Raw genomic sequence first — 21,589 nt, 5'->3', positions numbered from 1 at the left:
TATGCGTTTTTATGTGTAGGCGGGGTAGGTTCTATCCGGCCTCGCTCCCTCTTGTCGATGCAGACGAGCCATGACCGCCGACGCCTTGCGGCTGGCTTCACGCGCGAATTCCAAAGCTGATAAGGAAGTGACTGCAAAAGCGCCGGAATGGCGATGAAACCGGAGACGCCCGTGACGATCAATGCCGTGACCGCATCCACTACGCTGAAGGCCGTGCTGATCGGCAAGGCAGTCCCGTTCGGCAAGCCGGGAGCGCTCAGCGCCATCGGCAAACAGCCGGTCGACGCCGCCCTTGCCATCGGGCCGACTGGCCTTGCCGGCGACGAGCAGGCCGATCTCCGCAATCACGGCGGCCCGGACAAGGCGGTTCACCATTACCCGTTCGACCATTACGCGGCATGGCGGGCCGACCTGCCCGCCCCCGCTCCCTTGCTGGACACCGTGGGGGCCTTCGGCGAGAATCTGTCGACGCTGGGGCTGACAGAGGATGAGGTCTGCGTCGGCGACGTGTTCCGCATCGGGACGGCGACGCTGCAGGTCAGCCAGGGCCGCCAGCCCTGCTGGAAGCTGAACCACCGCTTCGGCGTGGCGGACATGGCGCGCCGGGTGCAGGCCACCGGACGGACCGGCTGGTATTATCGGGTTCTGGAACCGGGCCTAGCCGCGGCCGGCGACAGTGTCGTGCTGGTAGAGCGCCCCCTGCCCGACTGGCCGCTGGCCCGCATCCTGCGCGCCTTCTATCACGACACCGGCGACACCCGGACCTTGGCGGGCATCGCGGAGTTGGAGCCGCTCGCCCCCGGCTGGCGCGATCTCGCCCGGCGGCGGGTGGAGAGCGGCAGGGTCGAGGACTGGAAATCGCGTTTGGGCGGGTAGGCTGGCGCGGCTGTCCGGCCGCTTGCCTTCGCGGGCACCGGCCTGCGGGGCCGCAGTCGCGTCCCTCACCGCCGAGCGTAAGTCGGAACCCACGCTCGGCGGTATCACTGGATTCCCTGTTCCGCGGCGACTTTCTCATACGCAGCCTGCAGGCCGGCGAGGACCGAGGGTCCTTTGACCGGCGACCCCAGATGCAGGCTGCGCAGTTCATCCATCAAGGCTTCCCACATCGGCGGCCCGCCCTCTTCCAGCAGTTGGGCGCGGATGGCGAGTTCCGGCGTCACCGGCCGATGCCGGCGGCCCCAGGCCCCCATATGCACGAGCAGCGGCACGAGTTGAATCGCCGCTTCCGTCAGGCTGTAGATCGCCTTCTGCTGATGGGACGGGTCGTCCCGCTTCGTCAGCAACCCGGCTTCCATCAGGCGCTTCAGCCGATCGGCCAGGATGTTGGACGCGATCTGCTCATGGGACCGGCTCAGCAACTCCCGAAAATGCCGGCGATTCCCGAACATGATGTCGCGGATGACGATCAGGCTCCAGCGGTCGCCCAGCACCTCCAGCGTCAGATTGATCGGACAGCCGGAACGGTGCCTGTCTCCCATCGGGAACTCCTCCGAAAACCGCTTGCAAAATAGGGACGGTCTGGCCTAATGGCAACTGATTGCAAAACGCAACTGGATTGCCGGTGGAGCAAACCGAACCAATGGGGAGGCACGCAATGGCAAAGCTGGTCCTGTCGATGTTCGTCAGCGTCGACGGCTATATCGAGGGCGCCAACGGCGAGTTCGTCCCTCCGGTATGGAGCGACGATCTGGAACGGCACTGGTCCGGCCAGGCGCTGCGGAATGCCGGGCACCTGCTCTACGGCCGCAGGAATTTCCTCTTCAACAAGGAGTTCTGGAGCGCGGCCGACACCGACCCGAACAGCCCCGCCGCCGGCATCGCCTATGCCGCGACGATGAACCGGCTCCCCAAGACCGTCTTTTCGCGCACGCTGTCGGGGGATCCCGGCTGGAACGGGACGCTGGTTTCCGACGACATCGCGGGCGCCGTCGGCAGGCTGAAGGACAGCGTGGCCGGCGACCTCTATCTGTTCGGCGGCGCCGGGATCGCCAACAGCATAATGGCGCTCGATCTCGTCGATGAATACCGCCTGATGGTGACACCGGGCCTTCTCGGCTCCGGCAAGCGGCTGTTCGAGGACGGGATTCCCCGCGTCGCTCTGACGATGGCCGGAGTCCAGCCGCTCGATACCGGTGCAGTCATCCTTCACTATCGCAGAGGCTGAACGGAGCCCTGCCCGCGACGCCCGAATGCGGGTTCGCCCCGCCCTGCCCCATCCTGTCCAAGGTCACGCTGCAAAAGAGGAGACGATCATGTCCTATGTCGATGGATTCGTCCTGCCCGTGCCGAAACAGAAGCTCGACGCCTACAAGGAGCTGGCCCGCAAGGCCGGCGCGATCTGGATGGAACATGGCGCGCTCGCCTTCGTCGAGTGCGTCGGCGACGATGTGCCTTATGGCGAACTGACTTCCTTTCCGCGCGCGGTGCAGGCGACCGAGGACGAGATCGTCGTCTTCTCCTGGATCCTCTACAAGTCGCGCGAAGACCGCGACACGATCAACGCGAAGGTCATGGCCGATCCCCGCCTGTCGAAGGATATGGGCGAAATGCCCTTCGACGGCAAGCGCATGATCCACGGCGGTTTCCGCCCCTTCCTGGAGCTCTGATACCTCCCCGCCCCGTACGGGTTTCCGAACGCCCACAGCACGGCGCGTTCGGAAATCCGAACGGCGGCGGTTCAGACAGCCGACAGAACCTCATAGTTCCAACAACTTAGCTGACTGACCGGCGAGGGCGGGCCCTGGCACGCCGGTTGCTCCTTACGGGTCGCGTCCTGCGCAGGCGGGGCGGATTCGAACCAAGGGAGCGAAAAATCCGATGCCTGCCATGACGCGCACCGCACACGACCTGCCGGGCGGCCGCCGAGTTCCGGCCGATGCCTGTTGCGGGGTCCACCCCATGCGCGCTTTCGAGAGTTTTCCCGTCATCGCCGGCTGACTGCTCCGTCACCCGGCCCCCCGGCCACAATCGACCGTTGACCCGGCCGGCGCGTGAGGCGGGCGGGAAAGGTGAGGTAGTAGGACCATGAACAAACAGACGACGCTGATCATCGTCGCCATGCTGCTGGGCATCGTCACCGGCTATGTCTGCAACAGCATGTTCGACCCGGCCGCCGCCAAGGAAATCGCCAGCTATTTCGCGATGGTGACGGACATCTTCCTGCGCCTGATCAAGATGATCATCGCGCCCCTCATCTTCGCCACCCTGGTCGCCGGCCTGGCCGGCATAAGCGACAGCCGCACCGTCGGCCGCATCGGCGGCAAGGCGATCGGCTGGTTCGTGATGGCTTCCTTCGCCTCGCTGGTCATCGGGCTGATCTTCGCCAACCTGCTGCAGCCGGGCGCCGATGTCGCCGTGCCGCTGCCCGATGCCGCGGCCAGCGCCGGACTGAAGACCTCCGCCCTGAACCTGAAGGATTTCCTGACCCACGTCTTCCCGCGCAATTTCTTCGAGGCGATGGCGAACAACGAGATCCTGCAGATCCTGATCTTCGCGGTCTTCGTCGGCCTCGCCATCGGCCAGCTGCGCGACACCAAGGCCGGCCTGCTCGCCCGCTCGATCGAAGAGGTCGTGCCGGTGATGCTCAAGGTCACCGACTATGTCATGCGCTTCGCCCCCATCGGCGTCTTCGCCGCCGTGGCCAATGTGGTGACGACGCAGGGCCTGGGCGTTCTGGCGGTCTACGGCAAGTTCATGGGCAGCTTCTACCTGACGCTGGCGGTGCTGTGGGCGACGCTGATCTTCGCCGGCTTCCTCGTGCTGAAGGGCGACGTCTTCCGTCTGGTGAAGACGATGCGCCAGCCGATCCTGCTGGGCTTCTCCACCGCGTCGAGCGAATCCGCCTATCCGCGCGTGATGGAAGGGCTGAAAACGTTCGGCGTGAAGGAGCGGGTGACCGGATTCGTCCTGCCGCTCGGCTATTCCTTCAACCTCGACGGCTCGATGATCTACACGAGCTTCGCGGCGCTGTTCATCGCCCAGGCCTATGGCATCCCGCTGTCGCTGGAACAGCAGATCGTCATGCTTCTGGTGCTGATGGTGTCGAGCAAGGGCATCGCCGGCGTGCCGCGCTCCTCGCTGGTCGTGGTCGCCGCAGTGCTGCCGATGTTCAACCTGCCGGAGGCCGGCGTGCTGCTGATCATGGGCATCGACCACTTCCTCGACATGGGCCGCACCGCCACCAACGTGCTGGGCAACGCCATCGCCACCAGCGCCGTCGCCAAGTGGGAGGGCGCCATCGGCGAGGAGGACGAGGCGGAAGAGGCGGCGGACGCCGGCATACCGCCGTTGCCGACCCCGGCCCCGGCCCTGGGCGCGGCCCCGACCCCGGCTCCGGCGGAGTAAGCGGGGCGGCGATCCACACGGACAGTCCACCAAGGCGGGCGGGCAATGGGCGGGGGGATTCTGCTATGATGCGGCGGCCCCCGCCCCTGCCCGCCTTTTTCATGCCGATCGCACGCCGCCTCCGCACCATCGGTCTTCTCCTGCCGGTCATTGCCGGGCTGGCCCTGCTCGCCGGGCTGGCGGGATTCCGCATCAGTGAGGCGATGGGGCTTGCCGCCCTGCGGGAGACCGGGCGCCACCGGCTCGACCTCTCTGCCGAGAGCCTAGAGCGCCAGATCGACAAATACGCCTATTTCCCGGCCACGCTGGGGCTGGAGCGCGACGTTCTCGACCTCGTGACCGGACGGGCGCCGCTGGCCCAGCCAGTAAACCGCTATCTGGAGATGCTGAACGAGCGGGCAGGCACCCTGTCGATCTATGTGCTGAACCGCCAGGGCCGGGTGGTGGCCGCCAGCAACTGGAGCCGCCCCGACAGCTTCATCGGCGAGGATCTGTCCTACCGCCCCTATTTCATCGAGGCCATGGCCGGCCGCCAGGGCCGCTTCTTCGGCGTCGGCACCACGCGGGGGGAGGCCGGCTATTACCTGTCCTCTCCGCTGGCGGAGAACGGCGCCATCGTCGGCGTGGCGGTGGTGAAGGTCAGCCTGGAGCAGTTGGAGCAATCCTGGTCGACGGTGGAGGCGCCGGTCATCGTCAGCGACGAGAACGGCGTGGTCATCCTCGCCTCGGTCCCGTCCTGGACATTCACCACCCTGCGGACGATGGACGAGCAGGCGCACCGGCATTTCGACCGGACCCTGCAATACAACGCCCGTCCGCTGTCGCCGCTGGGCCTGACGCCGCTGAACCGCATCGCCCCGGATGCGGAGCTGGTCCAACTCGCCCGCCCGGCGGATGGGGAGGCGGAAACGGCGGTTTTCCCGGTCAGCGGCAGCTTCCTGGCCCAGACGGCGCCGCTGCAGGGCACGGGGTGGACGATGACCGTGCTGTCGCCGGCCTCGGAGATCACCGGCATGGCCTGGACCCGCGCGGCGCTGGCGGCGGTCGGCAGCGCCTTCCTCGGCATCCTGCTGCTGATGCGGGTGCAGCGCCGCGGCCATCTGCGCGAACTGGAGCGCAAGGTGGAGGAACGCACCCGGAATCTGCGCGCCGCCCAGGACGAGCTTGTCCATGCCGGCAAGCTGGCGGTGATCGGCCAGCTTTCCGCCGGGCTGGCCCATGAGCTGAACCAGCCGCTGGCGGCGCTGCGCACCCTGTCCGGCAATACGGTCAAGTTCCTGCAGCGCGGCAACCTGGACGCGGCCCGGGGCAATCTGGAGCGCATCGCCCAGCTGGTGGACACCATGGGCGCCCTGACCGGCCAGCTCAAATCCTTCGCCCGCAAATCCTCGGGCGTCCCCCGCCCGGTGGCGGTGCGGCGGCCCATCGACAATGCGCTGTTCCTGCTGGAACCGCGGCTGCGTCGATCCGGCGTCGCCGTTCAGCTTGAGGTGCCGGAGGGTGTGGCGGCACTGTGCGACCCCAACCGGCTGGAGCAGGTGGTGGTCAATCTGGCCGCCAACGGCCTCGACGCGCTGGCCGGGCGGAGGGACGGCAAACTGACCGTCACCGCGTGGACGGAGGACGGCCGGACGCGCATCCAGGTGGCGGACAACGGCCCCGGCCTGTCCGAAGACGTCCTGCCCCGCCTGTTCGAACCCTTCTTCACCACCAAGGAGGCGAAGGACGGGAGCAGGGAGGGCGGCGGCGGGCTCGGCTTGGGGCTTGCTATCTCCGCCGGGATCGTGCGTGACTTCGGCGGCACCCTGACCGGGGCGAACGGCGCGGATGGCGGAGCGGTCTTCACCATCGACCTTCCCGCCGCCGACCTGCCGTCCGACCCGTCCGCCGTCCAGGCCGGAGACCTCGCATGTCCGACTCTGCCGCCCCAGCCCTGAACGCCCTGCCCCCGAACGCCCTGCCCTTGAAGGCCATGCCCTTGAAGGCTTTGATCGTCGAGGACGACCCGAACGTCAGCCTCGGCTGCCAGCAGGCGCTGGAGTTGGAGGACATCCCGACCGAGGCGGTGGACAGCGCGGAAAAGGCGCGGCGGCTGGTGGCCGACGGCTTTCCCGGCGTGGTCGTCACCGACATCCGCCTGCCGGGCATGGATGGCATGGAGCTGCTTTCGGCGCTGCTTGCGGCCGATCCGGATCTGCCGGTGGTGCTGATGACCGGCCACGGCGACGTGTCGATGGCGGTGCAGGCGATGAAGCTGGGCGCCCACGACTTCATCGAGAAGCCCTTCTCCCCCGACTATCTGGTCGAGGTCGTGCGCCGGGCGCTGGAGAAGCGGCGGCTGACGCTGGAAGTCCGCGAACTGCGCGCCCGGCTGCAGAATCGCGACAGCATCGAAGCGCGGCTGGTCGGCGGATCGCCGCAGATGGAGCGGGTGCGCCGGCTGATCGGCGACCTCGCCAACTCCGCCGCCGACGTGCTGATCCATGGCGAAACCGGCTCCGGCAAGGAACTGGCGGCGCGTTGCCTGCACGATGCCAGCCCGCGCCGTGCCGGCAATTTCGTCGCCATCAATTGCGGCGGCCTGCCGGAAAGCCTGATCGACAGCGAGATCTTCGGGCATGAGGCCGGTGCCTTCACCGGGGCCGGCAAGCGCCGGATCGGCAAGGTGGAGCATGCCAATGGCGGCACACTGTTCCTCGACGAGATCGAGAGCATGCCGATGCCGGTGCAGATCAAGTTCCTGCGCGTCCTGCAGGAACGCACGCTGGAACGGCTGGGCTCCAACACGCCGATCCATGTCGACTGCCGGGTGATCGCCGCGACCAAGGTGGATTTGCGCGAGCTGGCCGACCGCGGGCAGTTCCGCGCCGACCTCTATTACCGCCTGAACGTCGCCAACCTGCCACTGCCGCCCCTGCGCGAGCGGCGCGAGGACATCCCGCTGCTGTTCGAGCAGTTCGTCCTGCAGGCCGCCGCCCGCCACGGTCGCCCGGTGCCGCCGCCGGATGCCGAGCGGATGCGCCGGCTGATGGCCTATGACTGGCCGGGCAATGTGCGCGAGTTGCACAATGTCGCCGACCGCTGCGTTCTGGGCATCGAACAGGGCTTCCCGCCTTTCGCCTCCGCCCACCCGGCGACCGCCCGGCCGCTGGCCGAAGCGGTGGAGGCCTTCGAACGCGCGCTGATCGCCGACACACTGCGCCGCACCGGCCACAGCCTCGCCCGTGCAGCGGAGGAATTGCAGATCGCCAAGACCACGCTGCACGACAAGATCAGGAAATACGGCCTGTCATGAACGACCGGCCCTCAGACTCCCGGTGCCCGGTCAGCGCAAGGCATCCGCCATGGCGGCGGCATAGCGTTCGGCCAGCAGCGGGCTGGCGTCGGCGCAGGCCGCCGCGACGAGGCGGGAGCCCTCGATATAGGCGGCGGCACGATCGGGGCTCCAGGACAGCGGGCGTTCGACCGCCAGCGCCTTGAGGATCGAGATCTGCTCGGCCATCTTGATCCGCTTGGCCCCATCGGGCGCGGCGGCGAGGCGGGCGGCCTGGATCGCCTTGCGCTCGGCAATCCCCTGGCCGACAACCTCGGGCGCGTCGCTGACGGCGGCCACGAGATTGGCGACCTCCGGACCGAAGCGGTTTTCCAGTTCGGCGATGTTGGTCAGCCCATCCTCGACCGCGTCATGGAGCCAGGCGGCGGCGATTTCCGCCGGAGCGCCGCCGGCCTGGGCCACCAGTTCGGCGGTCTCCGACAGGTGCGCGACGAAGGGCGTGCGCGCCCGGTCGGGACGGAAGGTGCCTTCATGCAGGGTCGCCGCATAGCGCAGCGCCGCAGTGATCAGGTCGTCCTTGTCAGACATCTGGTTTCCTCCGTGCCCCGTGGCAGGCGACGGATCGCCGCGGAGCCGAAAATGCGCTTAATGCGCGAATTACCTTTGCGTCATCAGGTACTGGGCCACGGCTCGATACGCCGGCAACGAGGTCGGATCGTTGGCTGGGTTGGAGGCGATCGGGTTTGAGGCAAAACGGACGATGACCATCTCGGCTGTCGGGTCGATCCAGATCGTCTGACCGTGAACGCCGCGCGCTGTAAAGCTTCCGTGGGCATCATTCGTAATCCACCAGAAGCATTGGTAGCTCCATCCCTCCAGGGCGAACCCTGCCCTCGCGAACTTCTCCCGATCGCCGCCCGCTCGCAGGCGTGCGATCGCGGCCTCGGGAACGATCTGTTTGCCGCCGGCCTTCCCTCCGTCCAGGATCATCTGTCCAAAGCGTGCCATATCCCGCAGCGTCGCGTTGAAGCCCCCTCCCGCATAGGCGGTGCCGATTGCGTCGACCGTGTAATATGCCTCCCGCCGCTGGCCCAACCGCGACCAGACCGATTGCGCGAAGTATTCGGAGAGCGATTGGCCCGTCACCTTCGTGATGAGCCATCCTGCCACATCGGCATTGGGCGTCTTGTATCCGAAGGCCTCTCCGTGGGTGCCGCTTTTCCGGATGCCCTGCAGCGCCTCGTAATAGCTTCGGGGTCCGCTATAGCCGGGCGGCTTGGGAAAGGCATTTCCTGCAGCCGAATAGGTCCATACATCCGCATTGGGGTCGGAATAGTCCTCGGAGTACTGCAGTGCCGTGGTCATCTCCAGCACCTGCCGAACGGTGGCATCGCCGAAGACGCTGTTCCGCAACTCGGGGATGAGCGCGGCGACCGGCGCGTTCTCGTCCAGCCGGCCTTCGGCGATCAAGGCCTCGGCCATCAACCCGGTGATGCTCTTGGTGACGGACATCACGGCATGCAGCCTATCGCGGTCCAGGCAGCCGCCATAACGTTCATACACAACCCGTCCACGATGCAGAACGATCACCCCGTCGCTGTAATTCACATCGAAGGCCTCGTCCCAGGTCATGTCCGCGCCGCCGTTCAATGGCGTGAAGGATATCTTCCCGATGGACGGATCCAGGGCCTCAGGCAGGGAACTCGTCGCTTCCGGGCCCCGGTCGACATTGACGACGGGCATCAACTGGCTGAAGTGGCAGACCGTCCAGCGAAGCTTTGGAAAGGTGAAGAAGTCCGCATCCCCGGGACGGATGGTCAATTCCGGCGAGGGCGGAAAGCCCTGCATCCAACCCATTATGCCCGGGTCCGAAGCCTGTGCGGACAAAGGCTGGCTTTGTTGGGCCATGGCTATGCCTCCGGTCATCCAAGTTGCGGCGAATGCCGCAATGAGCAGGCGGTTCATACGGCCCTCTCTTCAATACCGGGGGAAGATACCGCTTCGCGAAGAACCGTTTCGACGATTTCCAATCAAATAAATACAAAACAACACGCCAGGAGGTTTTGACCCTCAAGAAAGGAAAAGAGTATTTTCCCGGCTTCTGAGATCTTATTCAAGGTCTCTGAAGAGAGGGAGGCTTTGGTACGGTTGATTTCGCGAGACGATCAGGGGAAGCGGATCGCGCCGCTTCTTCCCGGAAAACCCGGCGATCCCGGCCGCCCGGCTGCGAACAATCGCCCGTTTCCGAAGGCGCTCAGGCGAGCGTGGCGACGCGGGAGGGCACGGCATAGACGGTGAAACGGCCGTCGCGCACATAGGCGACCACGCCCACCCCCACCGTCTCGGCAAAGCCGACGCAGAGCGACGTCGGTGCGGAAATGGCGGCGATCAGCGGAATGCCGACGGCGGCGGTCTTGTGGACCATCTCGAAGGAACAGCGGCTCGACACCACGACGAAGCCGCAGGCCGGGTCGATGCCGGCGCGGGCCAGCGCGCCGATCAGCTTGTCGAGCGCATTATGCCGCCCGACATCCTCGCGCACGAGCAGCAATTGCCCATCGGGAAGGGCGAAGCCGGCGGCATGGACGGCGCCGGTCTGCCGGTTCAGGGTCTGCTCCGGCGGCAGGGCCGCCACGGCTCGGCGGATGGCGTCGGGCGCGATGCGGGCGGCGGAGCGGATGGGATCGAGAGGCCGCAGCGTCTCCGCGAAGCTGTCGGTGCCGCAACGGCCGCAGCCGGAGCCGCCCGTCAGGTTGCGCTTGCGCCGCAACAGCGCCGCAAGCCTCTCCACCGGGAGTTGCATGCGCAGGCGCACCCCGTCCGTCAACTCGTCGATGGCGGTGATCGCCAGTTCGTCGGCGCTGCCGACGATCCCCTCGCTGAGCGAGAAGCCGGTGGCGAAATCCTCCAGGTCAGTCGGGGTCGCCAGCATCACGGCGAAGAGAGTTCCGGCATAGACCAGCCCGACCGGCACCTCGTCGATGATCTGCTCCTCGCGGTCGTCGATGTCCGATCCGGTGCAGACCGTCGCCGGCACCAGCCGGACGCCGTGCCGAGAGCGCGGCTGCGCCGGGGAAAGCGGCGCGGAGGTCGGCGGCGCCCAGACGGTTGCATGATCCATGATGCGGCAGAGCCCCTGGCTGCGATGAAAGGCGGGGTGAGGACGAGCGCCGGCCGAATGGTCCGCCACGCCGTACCGTCATAACGCCAAAGCTGGAGCATTGGTCCCCTGCGCCATGCAGGTTCCCAAGGATAGGGCTGGATCCCGGCCTCCGCGCATAGGCTTAACTTACGGGGCTCTGCGCGTTTCCCCGATGGTCCTGCACCTTTCCGCTCGTCATCCCCGTGGAGGCCGGGCCCCAGGCCTACCCGTTGGTATCGCCGGGGAAACACCGGTTTCCCGCATTCGCGGCGAATGACGGATCGGAAAAGCGTTGGACCATGACGGACATATTCAAACAGCTTCACACAAATCCGCAGGCGCAGCCGCCCTGGCCGGCTTCCCCCGCCGGTCCGGCTCCAGCCGTCCGCCATTCTCCCGCAATCCCTCGGCGAGTTCGACCGCGAAGGCGGCGCCGTCCACCAGCATGGCGGCGGCAATGACGGCGAGATGGGCGGGCGGAATGTCGCGGCGGAAGCGGAGCGCCGGCTCCGGCTCCTTCCCCTCCCGGCGCTGCGCGAGGTAGCTGGCGGCGGCCATGGCGAGCGGAACGGCGGGGAACATGTTCTGGATGCCGTGCAGCTTCTGCTCGACCGGCGGAACCGGCCGGCGTGCGATGGCATAGCGCAGATCCGCCATCATGGTCGCCTCGTGCGACAGCAGGCCGGCGGCCATCAGCGCCAGGCTGCGCGGGTTGGTTTCCAGCAGAAGCAGCGCCAGGCCGGGAATCGCCGCCTGTCCGGACATCACGATATGCATCAGCGATTCCTTGGCCCCGGCCGTGTGCTGGATGTCCATCCTGCGGTGGACCAGCCAGTCCGCGAGCCCGGCGAGCGCCCCCGCCGGCAGGAGGCCGTAGGCGACGACATCCCGCATCGCCCGGTCCAGCGTCTCGGCCGAGGGAGCGGGCGCCGGAGGATGTGCCCGGCCGACCGCCGGATGCTTCCCCCGCTTCCCCACGACGCGGGTGCGGGTGCGGGTGCGGGTGCCGACAGCAACGGTCGCGAATGTCACGGCGGACAGGGCCATGACGGACAGGGTGGTGGTGACGAGAGCCTTCATCCCCTCTCCCCTTCCTGGATCGACTGGTTCGCGGGTTCCGGCCGCATCGTCACGGATCGACCTCGTCGTCTTCGTCGTCTTCGGCGACCACGTCGCCCTCGGTCATGTCGAAGGCGGCACCCGGATTACGCTCCATTTCGGAGGCGATATCGTCGTCCTCGGTGATTTCCTCCGCGTCGCTCATGGCGTCGTCGTCGGCAAGCGAGTTGTCGGTGGTGTGCATCCAGCTGTTTTCGTCCGCCATCAGGTCGACGATCTCCTCTTCGGGCTCGTCGGCCTCGACCGTCTTCTGATGGCCGCGGATCAGGGTATCGCGCAGATCGGGCAGGGACAGCTTCTCCTCCGCGATCTCGCGCAGGGCGACCACTGGGTTCTTGTCATTGTCGCGGTCGATCGCCAGCGGCGCTCCGCTGGAGATCTGGCGGGCGCGCTGCGCCGCCACCATGACCAGATCGAATCGGTTGGGAACCAGTAGGACGCAATCTTCGACGGTGACACGGGCCATTCGACGAACACTCCGGATCGGGGGCCCGATCTAGGGCCGGATCAAGGAAAAGGGTTTGGAAGATCGATGACGAGAGGGCCAGGAGCGCCCCCCCCTTTCCTCAACAGTCCCTTTCACCGATCGCGCATCCCTTCACTTGTCGTATCGCAATAGGGGAGTACCGGTCCGTTCCATCGGGACATCGGCCGCCTCCCCATCCGGGTGCGGGAGCGGTACCCATCACGCCGCCGCGAACGAACGGCGCCGACGGCTGTTCTCGTCTGCAAACCCTTCCCCGTCCGCCACGGTTCATGCCCCCCGCTTCGATCCCCCTCACCGGAACATCCCCGCAAGACAGCTCCGATGCCGACCGACTCGCCGCAGTGCTGGCCCGCAGGGAAAGGCAGCATGATCTGCTGGCCCGCTTCGGCACGTCCGCCCTGAAAAGCACGGACATCGGCACGCTGCTGCAGGAAGCCACCAGCCTGTGTGCCGACGGGCTGGGAGCCGAGCTGTGCAAGGCCCTGGAATGGATGCAGGACACCGACGGCGACGGGACGACCGGAGGCCGCCTGCTGGTCCGCGCGGGCGTCGGCTGGCGCCCCGGCGTCGTCGGACGCCGGACGGTGGGCGCCGACCTCGCCTCCCCCGCCGGCTACGCGCTGCGAACCGGCGAGGCCGTCATCTCCAACGATCTCGGCAGCGAATCCCGCTTCCGCTGCCCGGACCTCCTGGCCGAACATGGGGTGAGGAGCGCCATCAACGTGATCATCCGCGGCGAAGGCGATCCCTTCGGCGTGCTGGAGGTCGACAGCCGGCAGAAGGGGCGCTTCGACGCCGCCGACGCCGCCTTTCTCCAGGGCTTCGCCAACCTGCTGGGCGGGGCCATCGACCGCGCCCGCGACGCGGCGGAGCGCCGGAGGACGGAAGCCCTGCTGCGCGAGAACGAAGAGCAGTTCCGCAGCCTCGCCGACCTGATCCCGCAGCTGACCTGGATGGCCGACGCCGGCGGCGCGATCTATTGGTACAATCAACGCTGGTACGATTTCACCGGTACCAAGCCGGGGGAGACGGAGGGCTGGAACTGGCGCATCGTCCACCACCCCGACCATGTCGACCGTGCCTCGGACGGATTCTTCCGCTCGATCCGGGCGGAAGAGCCATGGGAGGACACCTTCCCGCTGCGCCGGCACGACGGCGAATACCGCTGGTTCCTGTCGCGGGCCGTGCCGGTGCGCGGTCCCGGCGGTCGGATCCTGCGCTGGCTCGGCACCAACACCGACGTGACCGAGCAGCGCCGGGCCGAAGCCCGCGTGATGGAGGCTGAACGGCGGCTGCAACTGGCGCTCAACGCCGCGAGGATCGGCGCATGGTCGTGGAATCTGGACGAGGACCGCATCGAGGCCGACGCCCGCCTGCGCGAGATCTTCGATTTCACCGCGGAGTTCCCGACCGACCGACCGCTCCGCGGATCGGACGTGACCGGCCGCGTCCATCCCGACGACCAGCCCCACATCCGGCAGATCATCGAAACCGCCCGGCGGGAACGCGGCGAATATGACGCCGAGTTCCGCATCCTCCTGCCGTCGGGCGAAACCCGCTGGGCGGTGGCGCGCGGCATCGTGACCGACAGCACGCCCGAGCGCAGCCCGAGCCTGATCGGCGTCACCTGGGACACCACCGACCGCAAGCGGGCCGAAGACCGGCTGCGCGTCAGCGAGGAGCGGTTCCGCTCGCTGGTGGAGGCCACCGCCGCCATCGTCTGGAGCACGTCGGAAACCGGGCGTTTCACCGCGCCGCAGCCGAGTTGGAGCGCCTTTACCGGCCAGAGTTTCGAGGAGTTGAAGGGCACCGGCTGGATCGACGCCATCCACCCCGATGACCGCCCCCACACGGCGGAGGCGTGGCGCGCGGCGCGGGCGGGACGGACCGTCTACAAGGCCGAACACCGGCTGCGCCGCCACGACGGCGTCTACCGCGACATGCTGGTCCGCGCCGTCCCGCTGCTGGACGGCAACGGCGCCGTGCAGGAATGGGTCGGCGTCCACACCGACATCACCACCCGCCGCCGCGCCGAGGAGGCGCTGCGCGAGACGGAGGAGCGTTACCGGCTTGCTGCGCAGGCGACCAACGACGCCATCTGGGATTGGAACCTGTCGTCGGACCGCATCCACTGGAACGAGGCGGTGCGCACCCTCTTCGGCTATGGCGAGGATGCGGCGGAAACCGCCGCCGCCTGGTGGATGGACCATATCCACCCCGACGACCAGGACCATGTGGTGACCGGCATCCATGCGGTGATCGACGGCGGCGGCACCCGCTGGAACGATGAATACCGTTTCCGCCGGGCCGACGGCAGCTATGCCAGCATCCTCGACCGCGGCTTCGTCCTGCGCAACGCCATCGGACAGCCGATGCGCATGATCGGCGCCATGCAGGACATCAGCACGCGCAAGCGGGCGGAGGAGGAGTTGGAGGCCGCCCGCCTCGCCGCGGAGGAGGCCAACCGGGCCAAGAGCCTGTTCATCGCCAACATGAGCCATGAACTGCGCACGCCCCTGAGCGCCGTCATCGGCTACACCGAGATGCTGGAGGAGGAACTCGCCGACCTCGGCGTCGACAGCATGCTGCCCGACCTGGAAAAGATCGAGGCCAACGCCCGCCATCTGCTGAACCTCATCAACGGCGTCCTCGACATCTCCAAGATCGAGGCCGGCAAGATGGAGGTGCATGGCGAGGACGCCGGTATCGCCGAGTTGACCCGCGAGGTCGCCGCGACGGTGGAAGCCCTGGTGGAGAAGAAAGGCAACCGGCTGGCGGTGCAAGTGGCGGGCGGGCTCGGCCGCATGCACACCGACGTGGTGAAGGTTCGGCAATGCCTGTTCAACCTGCTGAGCAACGCCGCCAAATTCACCGAGAACGGCACCGTCACCCTGTCGGTCGAGCGCGCCGCGGCGGACACCGGCCCGGCAGACGGCATCATGGCGGCCGGAGAGATGGAAGCAGGGGACATGGCAGCGGCAGAGATGGCGGCGGGAGACATGGTGATCTTCCGCGTCACCGATACCGGCATCGGCATGTCGCCGGAGCAGGTCCGCCGGCTGTTCGAGCGCTTCATGCAGGCCGACAGCTCGACCACGCGCCGTTTCGGCGGGACCGGGCTGGGGCTGGCGATCACCAAGGCCTTCGCCGAGATGCTGGGCGGAGACATCGCGGTCGAGACGGCCTCCGGCAAGGGCACCAGCTTCATCCTGCGGCTGCCCGCCGACCTGCGGCACGGCCAGGCGCACCGCCACACCGATCCTTCACCGGTAACGGTTGACGGGACCGCGGCGTCGCCGTCCGCCCGCGAGACGATCCTGATCATCGACGACGAACAGGCGATGCGCGAACTGCTCGCCCGCTTCCTGCACCGCGAGGGCTTCGGGGTGGCGCTGGCGGCGGATGGACAGACAGGCCTGTCGATCGCCCGGCAGATCCGCCCGCGCGCCATCCTGCTCGACGTGATGATGCCGCGGACCGACGGCTGGTCGGTGCTGTCGCTGCTGAAGGCGGAGCCCGATCTGGCCGACATCCCCGTCATCATCATCTCTTCCCGCCGCGAAAAGGGGCTGGCCCTGTCGCTGGGGGCCGCCGACTATTTCACCAAGCCGGTGGACTGGCAGCGCCTGCACCGCGTGCTGAGCGGCCTCTGCGGACAGGCTCCGGGCACCGCGCTCGTTCTGATGGAAGCCGACGAGACCCGCGCCCTTCTGCGGGCGGCGCTGGGCCGCGACGGCTGGAAAGTCCGGGAGGCCGAGACGGAGGAGGAAGCGTTCCGCCGGCTCGACACCCCCCGGCCGACCGTGATCCTGCTGGACCCCTTCATGGACGGCCTGGACGGCTTCGCCTTCCTCAAGGCGCTGAGCCGCAATCCGGACTGGAGCGGCATCCCCGTCATCGTCATGGCCCCCCAGGCGATCGGCGGCACCGAGGCCGAAGAGTTGCGCGGCCGCGTCCGCGACATCATCCCGGTGACGGAGGATGGATCGAAGGAAATGATCGAAGAGCTGAAGGACGCGATCGCGCGCCTGCGGCCGGCCTCGACCATGATGGAGGTTGCCGCCGCCGCAACGGGAGGAACGGGAGGAACCGATGGCTAAGCTGCTGCTGGTCGAGGACCATGAGGAAATCTGGGACTTCCTGTCACGCCGGCTGAAGCGGCGGGGGTTCGACGTGGTGCTCGCCTTCGACGGACGCCAGGGGGTGGAAATGGCGCGCAGCGAACGGCCGGACGTGATCCTGCTCGACATGAACCTGCCGGTCATCGACGGCTGGACCGCCGCCCGCGAATTGAAATCCGGCGGAGAAACCGCCGCTATCCCGATCATCGCCCTGACCGCGCACGCCATGTCCGGCGACCGCGAGAAGACCCTGAAGGCGGGCTGCGACGATTACCACCCCAAGCCCGTCGACTTCTCGCGCCTGCTGACGCAGATCGACACCGCGATGCAGCGGCCGGCAGGAGTGGGCGGAGCTGCGGGGAGAACCGCCGGGGGGACGACGGCATGATGACGGATTCTCGGATGCCCGGCCTTCTGAAGCGCCTGCTCGGCGGCTCTGCGGACCCGACCCCGTCCACCGTGCAGGCAGCCGCTTCCATTCCCACCGGCGAGCCCGAAGCGGACGCCAGCCCGCTGGGGTCGCGCCTCGGCCACCAGCCCGTGCTGTACGAGATGCTGGCCCGGCAGATCCTGGACTCCCATCTGCGCAATCGCCACCAGCTGCACGACCGCGCCCCCGCGGATCTTGCAAGCGCCAGTCCGGATGAGGCCCGCCTGCTGGTCCGCGCCATGGCCGCCGCCGCCCACGCGAACGGCAAGTTGGACCGCATCGAACTCGGTCGGATCAGGGGCAAACTGCGCAGCAGCCCCCTCGACGAGGAGGACCGGCGCGCGCTTGAGAATTCGCTGCAGGAACCGCAATGCCTGGAGGAACTGGTCCGGCGGGTCGACAGCCCCCGCCTGGCCGCCCGCTTCTACGCCGTTTCCCTGGCGGTGATCGACAAGAACACGTCGACCAATCGCTCCTATCTGCGATACCTCGCCCAGCGCCTCGACCTGCCCGCCGATCTGGTGGTGCGGCTGAACCGGCAGATGGGTCTGCGGCTGTAGCCCACTCCGTCATCCCGGCAACTCGATGAATCGACCTGCGTGGCGGCCGACGAACGCTTAAAGGTCAGCTCAAGCCTTCGCCGGTATCAGACGTCCCGCCCGCTGGCGCTGAGTTCGCCCAGCGCGTTCCGGATCGTGTCGGTTTCCAGCAGCAGCCGGCGCGACACGTCGCTCAGCGTCAGCCAGCCGACGACATGCTTCGCCTCATCCAGAACCGGCAGGCGCCGCACATGGTAGGCGCCCATGATGTCCATGGCCGTGGCCAGCGTGTCGGTGTCGCGGCAGCTGAAGACGGAACTGGACATCACCTCACGCACCCGCACCCGCGTGCTGTCGCCGCCCTCCGCCACCACCCGGAACAGGATGTCGCGGTCGGTCAGGATGCCCAGCAGATCCTCGGCCGCCCCGACCGGCAGCGCGCCTACATCCAGTTCGCCCATCAGGGTTGCAGCCTCCTGCACAGTGGCGTCGGGGCCGATGAACTCCAGCGCTTTCGCCATGATCTCGGAAACCAGCACGGTCGTCTTCCTCATTGATCGGGCCTGCCCTTTGGCGTTGAGGGGCGGCGTCGGGGGGCGGCGTCGGGGCGATGATGGGCGGGCGGTGAAGGGCAACATCCGGCCGGGGAGCGTTGTTCCTCCCTCACCCTCCGAGCGGCCAGACCATCACGATCAGCCATGTGCCCAGCGCCAGGATGAGCAGCGACAACGGCAAACCCAGCCGGGGATAATCGCTGAACCGGTATCCGCCGGGGCCCATCACCAGCGTGTTGCACTGATGGCCGATGGGGGTCAGGAAATCGCTGCCGGCACCGACGGCAACCGCCATCAGGAACGGATCGGGGCTGAGCCCCAGCTGTTGGGCCACCCCGGCGCCGATCGGCGCCATGACCAGCACGGTGGCCGCATTGTTGAGAAAGGGCGTCACCGCCATCGCCGCCGCCATGACCAGCGTGACGCAGGCCACCGCCGGCAGGCCTCGCGCGGCATCGGCCAACAGGGTGGAAATCACCTGGGTCGCCCCGGTGCTCTCCAGCGTGCCGCTGACCGGAATCAGCGCGGCCAGCAGGATGATGATCGGCCACTCCACCGCATGATAGGCATCCTCGACGCTGAGCACCCCGGTGACGACCATCGCCGCAGCCGCCGCCAGGAAGGTGACCGCCAGCGGGGCGAGATGGAGGCCGACCACCAGCATGGTGATGATGACGATCCCGACCGGCACCCACATCGGCCGGCGCCGGCCGAGTTGCAGGCGGCGCTCCGCCAGCGGGATCAGGTTGGCATCGGCGAGTGCGTCGGGATAGCGCTCCGCCGGTACCTGGAGGAGGAGCAGGTCACCCTCGCGGAACACCACATGGTGCAGGCGTTGGGCAATCCGCTCGCCGGCGCGGCTCACCGCCAGCAGGCTGAGGCCGAAACGCCGCCGCAGGTCGAGACGGCGGTCGGAATGGCCGGCAAGCGGCGAGTCCGGCGTGACCACCGCCTCGACCGCCAGCAATTCGCCATCCGCCTCCTCCAGCACGCCCAGCGGCTCCAGCGAAGCGGCTTGGACGAGCCGCTGCAGGGCCGGCGCGTCGCCCTCCAGCACCAGGATGTCGTCGGCCAGAAGGACCCAGTGCTTGTCCGGAACATAGCGGCGAAACCGCTCGCGGATCAGGCCGATCACCTGCGCCTCGCCCTCGGCCAGAGCTTCGATGTCGCGGACTGTACGGCCGACAAAAGCGGATTCCGTCGGCAGCCTCATCTCGCTGGCGTAATTCTCGACCGCGAAGGTCTCCTCGGCCGCGCGGGCGCCGCTGCGGTTCTGAGGAAGCAGGCGCCATCCGATCATCAGGAAGGCCAGTCCGGCCAGCGTGATCCCCAGCCCCACCGGCAGGTAATCGAACATGGTGAAGGGCTTGCCGACGATCTCCTCCCGCACGCGGGAGACGATGATGTTGGGGGAGGTGCCCACCAGCGTCATCAGCCCCCCCATCAGGGAGGCGAAGGCCATCGGCATCAGCACGAGATGAGCACCGGTACGGTGCCGCCGCGCCAACTGCATGGTGATCGGCAGGAAAATGGCGAGCGCGCCGATGTTCTTCATCAGGGCCGACATGAAGGCCACCGAACCGGATAAGAACGCGATCTGGCGCGTCGGCGTGTTCAACCTTCCTGCGACCGGGCGCACCAGCGCGTCGATCACGCCTGATCGGGCGATCCCGGCGCTGACGATCAGGGCGGAAGCGATGATGATGACGATGTCGTCGGCAAAGCCGGAAAAGGCGTCCTTCGCCGGAATCAACCCCAGGAATACGCCGGCCAGCAGGGCCAGCACCGCCACCACGTCGAAACGCAGCTTGTTCCAGACCAGCATCACCACCACGATGCCCACCAACGCAAAGGCCATGAACTGCTGCAGAGTCATCGAACGTCCGTCTATTGATGTCGCCCGGAGGTAACCCGCGACACCCGGCAGCGTTCCCGAAGCTCTGGCGGTACGGCAGTTGCGCCAATGCCGGTTTCGAACCAAATGCAGAAACGCCCCGGCTGATGGGAGCCGGGGCGTTTCGGATGCGTGTGCCGATGCCTGCGATTTTGCTTTGGTTAGCGTCTCTTGAGCCTGAGTGACCTGGCGGCGACCTACTCTCCCACGTCTTAAGACGCAGTACCATTGGCGCGGAGGCTTTTCACGGCCGAGTTCGGGATGGGATCGGGTGTTTGACACCTCGCCATGACCACCAGGTCACCAAGGCTCAAGACCGACGCTTTTCCCAAAGCGTATCGCGGGTTCAGTGCAAGTGAGGTCGAGGATGTATCGAACTGCGGTGCGTGCGTCAAGCAGGCTTGCTGCTGCGCATGGCGCGGTTTGTGGGGTGAGATCAAGCCGATCGAGCGATTAGTAAGGCTTAGCTTCAGGCGTTGCCGCCCGTCCACATGCCTCCTATCGACGTGATGGTCTGTCACGGCTCTCAAGGGAGCTCTGGTTTAGAGGTGGGTTTCCCGCTTAGATGCTTTCAGCGGTTATCCCGTCCATACTTAGCTACCCGGCCATGCCACTGGCGTGACAACCGGTGCACCAGAGGTATGTCCATCCCGGTCCTCTCGTACTAGGGACAGATCCTCGCAAAACTCCGACACCCACGGCAGATAGGGACCGAACTGTCTCACGACGTTCTAAACCCAGCTCACGTACCACTTTAATCGGCGAACAGCCGAACCCTTGGGACCTGCTCCAGCCCCAGGATGTGATGAGCCGACATCGAGGTGCCAAACGACTCCGTCGATATGGACTCTTGGGAGTCATCAGCCTGTTATCCCCGGCGTACCTTTTATCCGTTGAGCGATGGCCCGTCCACGTGGAGCCACCGGATCACTATGGCCGACTTTCGTCTCTGCTCGACTTGTCAGTCTTGCAGTCAGGCGGGCTTATGCCATTGCACTCGACGAGCGATTTCCGACCGCTCTGAGCCCACCATCGCGCGCCTCCGTTACACTTTGGGAGGCGACCGCCCCAGTCAAACTACCCGCCATGCAGGGTCCCGGACCCGGATCACGGGCCACGGTTAGATGCCAGAGACTTCAAGGGTGGTATTTCAAGGTTGGCTCCACCCGGGCTGGCGCCCAGGCTTCCAAGCCTCCCACCTATCCTACACATGAAGTCCCTAGCACCACTGCAAAGCTGTAGTAAAGGTGCACGGGGTCTTTCCGTCTGACCGCGGGAACTCCGCATCTTCACGGAGAGTTCAATTTCGCTGAGTTGGTGTTGGAGACAGCGGGGAAGTCGTTACGCCATTCGTGCAGGTCGGAACTTACCCGACAAGGAATTTCGCTACCTTAGGACCGTTATAGTTACGGCCGCCGTTTACCGGGGCTTCAATTCAAGGCTTGCACCTCTCCTCTTAACCTTCCGGCACCGGGCAGGCGTCAGACCCTATACGTCGCCTTGTGTGGCTTCGCAGAGCCCTGTGTTTTTAGTAAACAGTCGCTACCCCCTGGTCTGTGCCCCCCGCCATGGCTTGCGCCACAACGGGGCCCTCTTCTTCCGAAGTTACGAGGGCAATTTGCCGAGTTCCTTCAACACCATTCTCTCAAGCGCCTGGGTATACTCTACCAGTCCACCTGTGTCGG

General features: G+C 66.9%; 17 protein-coding genes and 2 rRNA genes (1 of these 19 cut by a window edge). 9 read left to right on the top strand and 10 right to left on the bottom strand.

Features of this window, described 5'->3' with window-relative positions; translation table 11 throughout:
* Positions 1 to 153 precede the first annotated feature (153 nt).
* Positions 154 to 876 (top strand): MOSC domain-containing protein, encoded by a 723-nt coding sequence (locus DM194_RS13305; RefSeq protein WP_111068660.1) that lies wholly within the window; start codon positions 154 to 156, stop codon positions 874 to 876.
* A 104-nt stretch (positions 877 to 980) separates the two neighbouring features.
* Here DM194_RS13305 and DM194_RS13300 read toward each other — a convergent pair whose 3' ends face one another.
* Positions 981 to 1,478, bottom strand: a complete 498-nt coding sequence (locus DM194_RS13300) for a winged helix-turn-helix transcriptional regulator (protein WP_111068088.1) — start codon at positions 1,476 to 1,478, stop codon at positions 981 to 983.
* Between the two features lie 116 nt (positions 1,479 to 1,594).
* Between DM194_RS13300 and DM194_RS13295 the strand changes: the two genes are divergently transcribed.
* The 5 genes from DM194_RS13295 to DM194_RS13275 all read left to right on the top strand — a co-directional run bounded on the left by DM194_RS13295 (position 1,595) and on the right by DM194_RS13275 (position 7,639).
* The gene (locus DM194_RS13295) at positions 1,595 to 2,164 is read left to right on the top strand and encodes a dihydrofolate reductase family protein (protein ID WP_162630029.1); all 570 of its coding nucleotides are present in this window, start codon (positions 1,595 to 1,597) and stop codon (positions 2,162 to 2,164) included.
* Between the two features lie 88 nt (positions 2,165 to 2,252).
* Positions 2,253 to 2,606: a DUF1428 domain-containing protein gene (locus tag DM194_RS13290; protein WP_111068086.1), complete on the top strand. Its 354-nt coding sequence runs from the start codon at positions 2,253 to 2,255 to the stop codon at positions 2,604 to 2,606.
* 418 nt (positions 2,607 to 3,024) lie between these two features.
* Positions 3,025 to 4,344 (top strand): dicarboxylate/amino acid:cation symporter, encoded by a 1,320-nt coding sequence (locus DM194_RS13285; protein ID WP_111068085.1) that lies wholly within the window; start codon positions 3,025 to 3,027, stop codon positions 4,342 to 4,344.
* A gap of 101 nt (positions 4,345 to 4,445) precedes the next feature.
* A complete protein-coding gene (locus tag DM194_RS13280) occupies positions 4,446 to 6,281 on the top strand; it encodes a sensor histidine kinase (RefSeq protein WP_111068659.1) in 1,836 nt (611 codons plus the stop codon).
* Positions 6,282 to 6,316: 35 nt separating this feature from the next.
* The gene (locus tag DM194_RS13275; RefSeq protein ID WP_111068658.1) at positions 6,317 to 7,639 is read left to right on the top strand and encodes a sigma-54-dependent transcriptional regulator; all 1,323 of its coding nucleotides are present in this window, start codon (positions 6,317 to 6,319) and stop codon (positions 7,637 to 7,639) included.
* A 30-nt stretch (positions 7,640 to 7,669) separates the two neighbouring features.
* Here the strand turns inward: DM194_RS13275 and DM194_RS13270 are convergent, their stop codons facing one another.
* From DM194_RS13270 to rpoZ, 5 genes are all read right to left on the bottom strand, one after another.
* Positions 7,670 to 8,206, bottom strand: coding sequence for an HD domain-containing protein (locus tag DM194_RS13270; RefSeq protein WP_111068084.1), 537 nt, complete (start codon positions 8,204 to 8,206; stop codon positions 7,670 to 7,672).
* Positions 8,207 to 8,275: 69 nt separating this feature from the next.
* Positions 8,276 to 9,583: a serine hydrolase domain-containing protein gene (locus DM194_RS13265; RefSeq protein WP_111068083.1), complete on the bottom strand. Its 1,308-nt coding sequence runs from the start codon at positions 9,581 to 9,583 to the stop codon at positions 8,276 to 8,278.
* Positions 9,584 to 9,872: 289 nt separating this feature from the next.
* Positions 9,873 to 10,739 (bottom strand): formate dehydrogenase accessory sulfurtransferase FdhD, encoded by an 867-nt coding sequence (gene fdhD / locus DM194_RS13260; RefSeq protein ID WP_111068082.1) that lies wholly within the window; start codon positions 10,737 to 10,739, stop codon positions 9,873 to 9,875.
* Positions 10,740 to 11,072: 333 nt separating this feature from the next.
* Positions 11,073 to 11,840 (bottom strand): hypothetical protein, encoded by a 768-nt coding sequence (locus DM194_RS13255; RefSeq protein ID WP_111068081.1) that lies wholly within the window; start codon positions 11,838 to 11,840, stop codon positions 11,073 to 11,075.
* Positions 11,841 to 11,889: 49 nt separating this feature from the next.
* Positions 11,890 to 12,345 (bottom strand): DNA-directed RNA polymerase subunit omega, encoded by a 456-nt coding sequence (gene rpoZ, locus DM194_RS13250; protein ID WP_111068080.1) that lies wholly within the window; start codon positions 12,343 to 12,345, stop codon positions 11,890 to 11,892.
* Between the two features lie 362 nt (positions 12,346 to 12,707).
* Here rpoZ and DM194_RS13245 point away from each other — a divergent pair, with 362 nt between their 5' ends.
* Genes DM194_RS13245 through DM194_RS13235 form a run of 3 tightly spaced genes read left to right on the top strand, consistent with a single transcriptional unit; the run spans position 12,708 to position 17,477 of the window.
* Complete coding sequence (locus tag DM194_RS13245; RefSeq protein WP_246024384.1) at positions 12,708 to 16,466, top strand: PAS domain-containing protein; 3,759 nt, start codon at positions 12,708 to 12,710, stop codon at positions 16,464 to 16,466.
* Entirely contained in the window at positions 16,459 to 16,875 is a 417-nt protein-coding gene (locus DM194_RS13240) for a response regulator (protein ID WP_111068078.1), read from the top strand. The genes DM194_RS13245 and DM194_RS13240 overlap by 8 nt, the downstream gene beginning before the upstream one ends.
* Positions 16,872 to 17,477 (top strand): DUF533 domain-containing protein, encoded by a 606-nt coding sequence (locus tag DM194_RS13235; protein ID WP_246024383.1) that lies wholly within the window; start codon positions 16,872 to 16,874, stop codon positions 17,475 to 17,477. Before DM194_RS13240 ends, DM194_RS13235 begins: the two co-directional genes overlap by 4 nt.
* 86 nt (positions 17,478 to 17,563) lie before the next feature.
* Here the strand turns inward: DM194_RS13235 and DM194_RS13230 are convergent, their stop codons facing one another.
* From DM194_RS13230 to DM194_RS13215, 4 genes are all read right to left on the bottom strand, one after another.
* Entirely contained in the window at positions 17,564 to 18,010 is a 447-nt protein-coding gene (locus DM194_RS13230; RefSeq protein WP_246024382.1) for a CBS domain-containing protein, read from the bottom strand.
* Positions 18,011 to 18,119: 109 nt separating this feature from the next.
* Positions 18,120 to 19,886 (bottom strand): SLC13 family permease, encoded by a 1,767-nt coding sequence (locus DM194_RS13225; RefSeq protein WP_111068077.1) that lies wholly within the window; start codon positions 19,884 to 19,886, stop codon positions 18,120 to 18,122.
* 202 nt (positions 19,887 to 20,088) lie between these two features.
* Positions 20,089 to 20,204, bottom strand: a 5S ribosomal RNA gene (gene rrf, locus DM194_RS13220).
* Positions 20,205 to 20,336: 132 nt separating this feature from the next.
* Positions 20,337 to 21,589 (bottom strand): 23S ribosomal RNA (locus tag DM194_RS13215) (it continues 1,494 nt past the right edge of the window).

The organism is Azospirillum ramasamyi, assembly GCF_003233655.1.
In the GTDB taxonomy this organism is placed as follows: domain Bacteria; phylum Pseudomonadota; class Alphaproteobacteria; order Azospirillales; family Azospirillaceae; genus Azospirillum; species Azospirillum ramasamyi.
The sequence above is the reverse complement of the archived record's forward strand: the minus strand, read 5'-3'. Positions and strand labels throughout refer to the sequence as shown.

What these genes read in the sequence shown, in the direction of transcription:
- DM194_RS13270 (WP_111068084.1), bottom strand. Translation starts at nt 8,206, where the DNA reads ATGTCTGACAAGGACGACCTGATCACTGCGGCGCTGCGCTATGCGGCG.
- DM194_RS13300 (WP_111068088.1), bottom strand. Translation starts at nt 1,478, where the DNA reads ATGGGAGACAGGCACCGTTCCGGCTGTCCGATCAATCTGACGCTGGAG.
- rpoZ (WP_111068080.1), bottom strand. Translation starts at nt 12,345, where the DNA reads ATGGCCCGTGTCACCGTCGAAGATTGCGTCCTACTGGTTCCCAACCGA.
- DM194_RS13280 (WP_111068659.1), top strand. Translation starts at nt 4,446, where the DNA reads ATGCCGATCGCACGCCGCCTCCGCACCATCGGTCTTCTCCTGCCGGTC.
- fdhD (WP_111068082.1), bottom strand. Translation starts at nt 10,739, where the DNA reads ATGGATCATGCAACCGTCTGGGCGCCGCCGACCTCCGCGCCGCTTTCC.
- DM194_RS13290 (WP_111068086.1), top strand. Translation starts at nt 2,253, where the DNA reads ATGTCCTATGTCGATGGATTCGTCCTGCCCGTGCCGAAACAGAAGCTC.
- DM194_RS13230 (WP_246024382.1), bottom strand. Translation starts at nt 18,010, where the DNA reads ATGAGGAAGACGACCGTGCTGGTTTCCGAGATCATGGCGAAAGCGCTG.
- DM194_RS13240 (WP_111068078.1), top strand. Translation starts at nt 16,459, where the DNA reads ATGGCTAAGCTGCTGCTGGTCGAGGACCATGAGGAAATCTGGGACTTC.
- DM194_RS13275 (WP_111068658.1), top strand. Translation starts at nt 6,317, where the DNA reads ATGCCCTTGAAGGCTTTGATCGTCGAGGACGACCCGAACGTCAGCCTC.
- DM194_RS13265 (WP_111068083.1), bottom strand. Translation starts at nt 9,583, where the DNA reads ATGAACCGCCTGCTCATTGCGGCATTCGCCGCAACTTGGATGACCGGA.
- DM194_RS13225 (WP_111068077.1), bottom strand. Translation starts at nt 19,886, where the DNA reads ATGACTCTGCAGCAGTTCATGGCCTTTGCGTTGGTGGGCATCGTGGTG.
- DM194_RS13285 (WP_111068085.1), top strand. Translation starts at nt 3,025, where the DNA reads ATGAACAAACAGACGACGCTGATCATCGTCGCCATGCTGCTGGGCATC.
- DM194_RS13305 (WP_111068660.1), top strand. Translation starts at nt 154, where the DNA reads ATGAAACCGGAGACGCCCGTGACGATCAATGCCGTGACCGCATCCACT.
- DM194_RS13255 (WP_111068081.1), bottom strand. Translation starts at nt 11,840, where the DNA reads ATGAAGGCTCTCGTCACCACCACCCTGTCCGTCATGGCCCTGTCCGCC.
- DM194_RS13235 (WP_246024383.1), top strand. Translation starts at nt 16,872, where the DNA reads ATGATGACGGATTCTCGGATGCCCGGCCTTCTGAAGCGCCTGCTCGGC.
- DM194_RS13295 (WP_162630029.1), top strand. Translation starts at nt 1,595, where the DNA reads ATGGCAAAGCTGGTCCTGTCGATGTTCGTCAGCGTCGACGGCTATATC.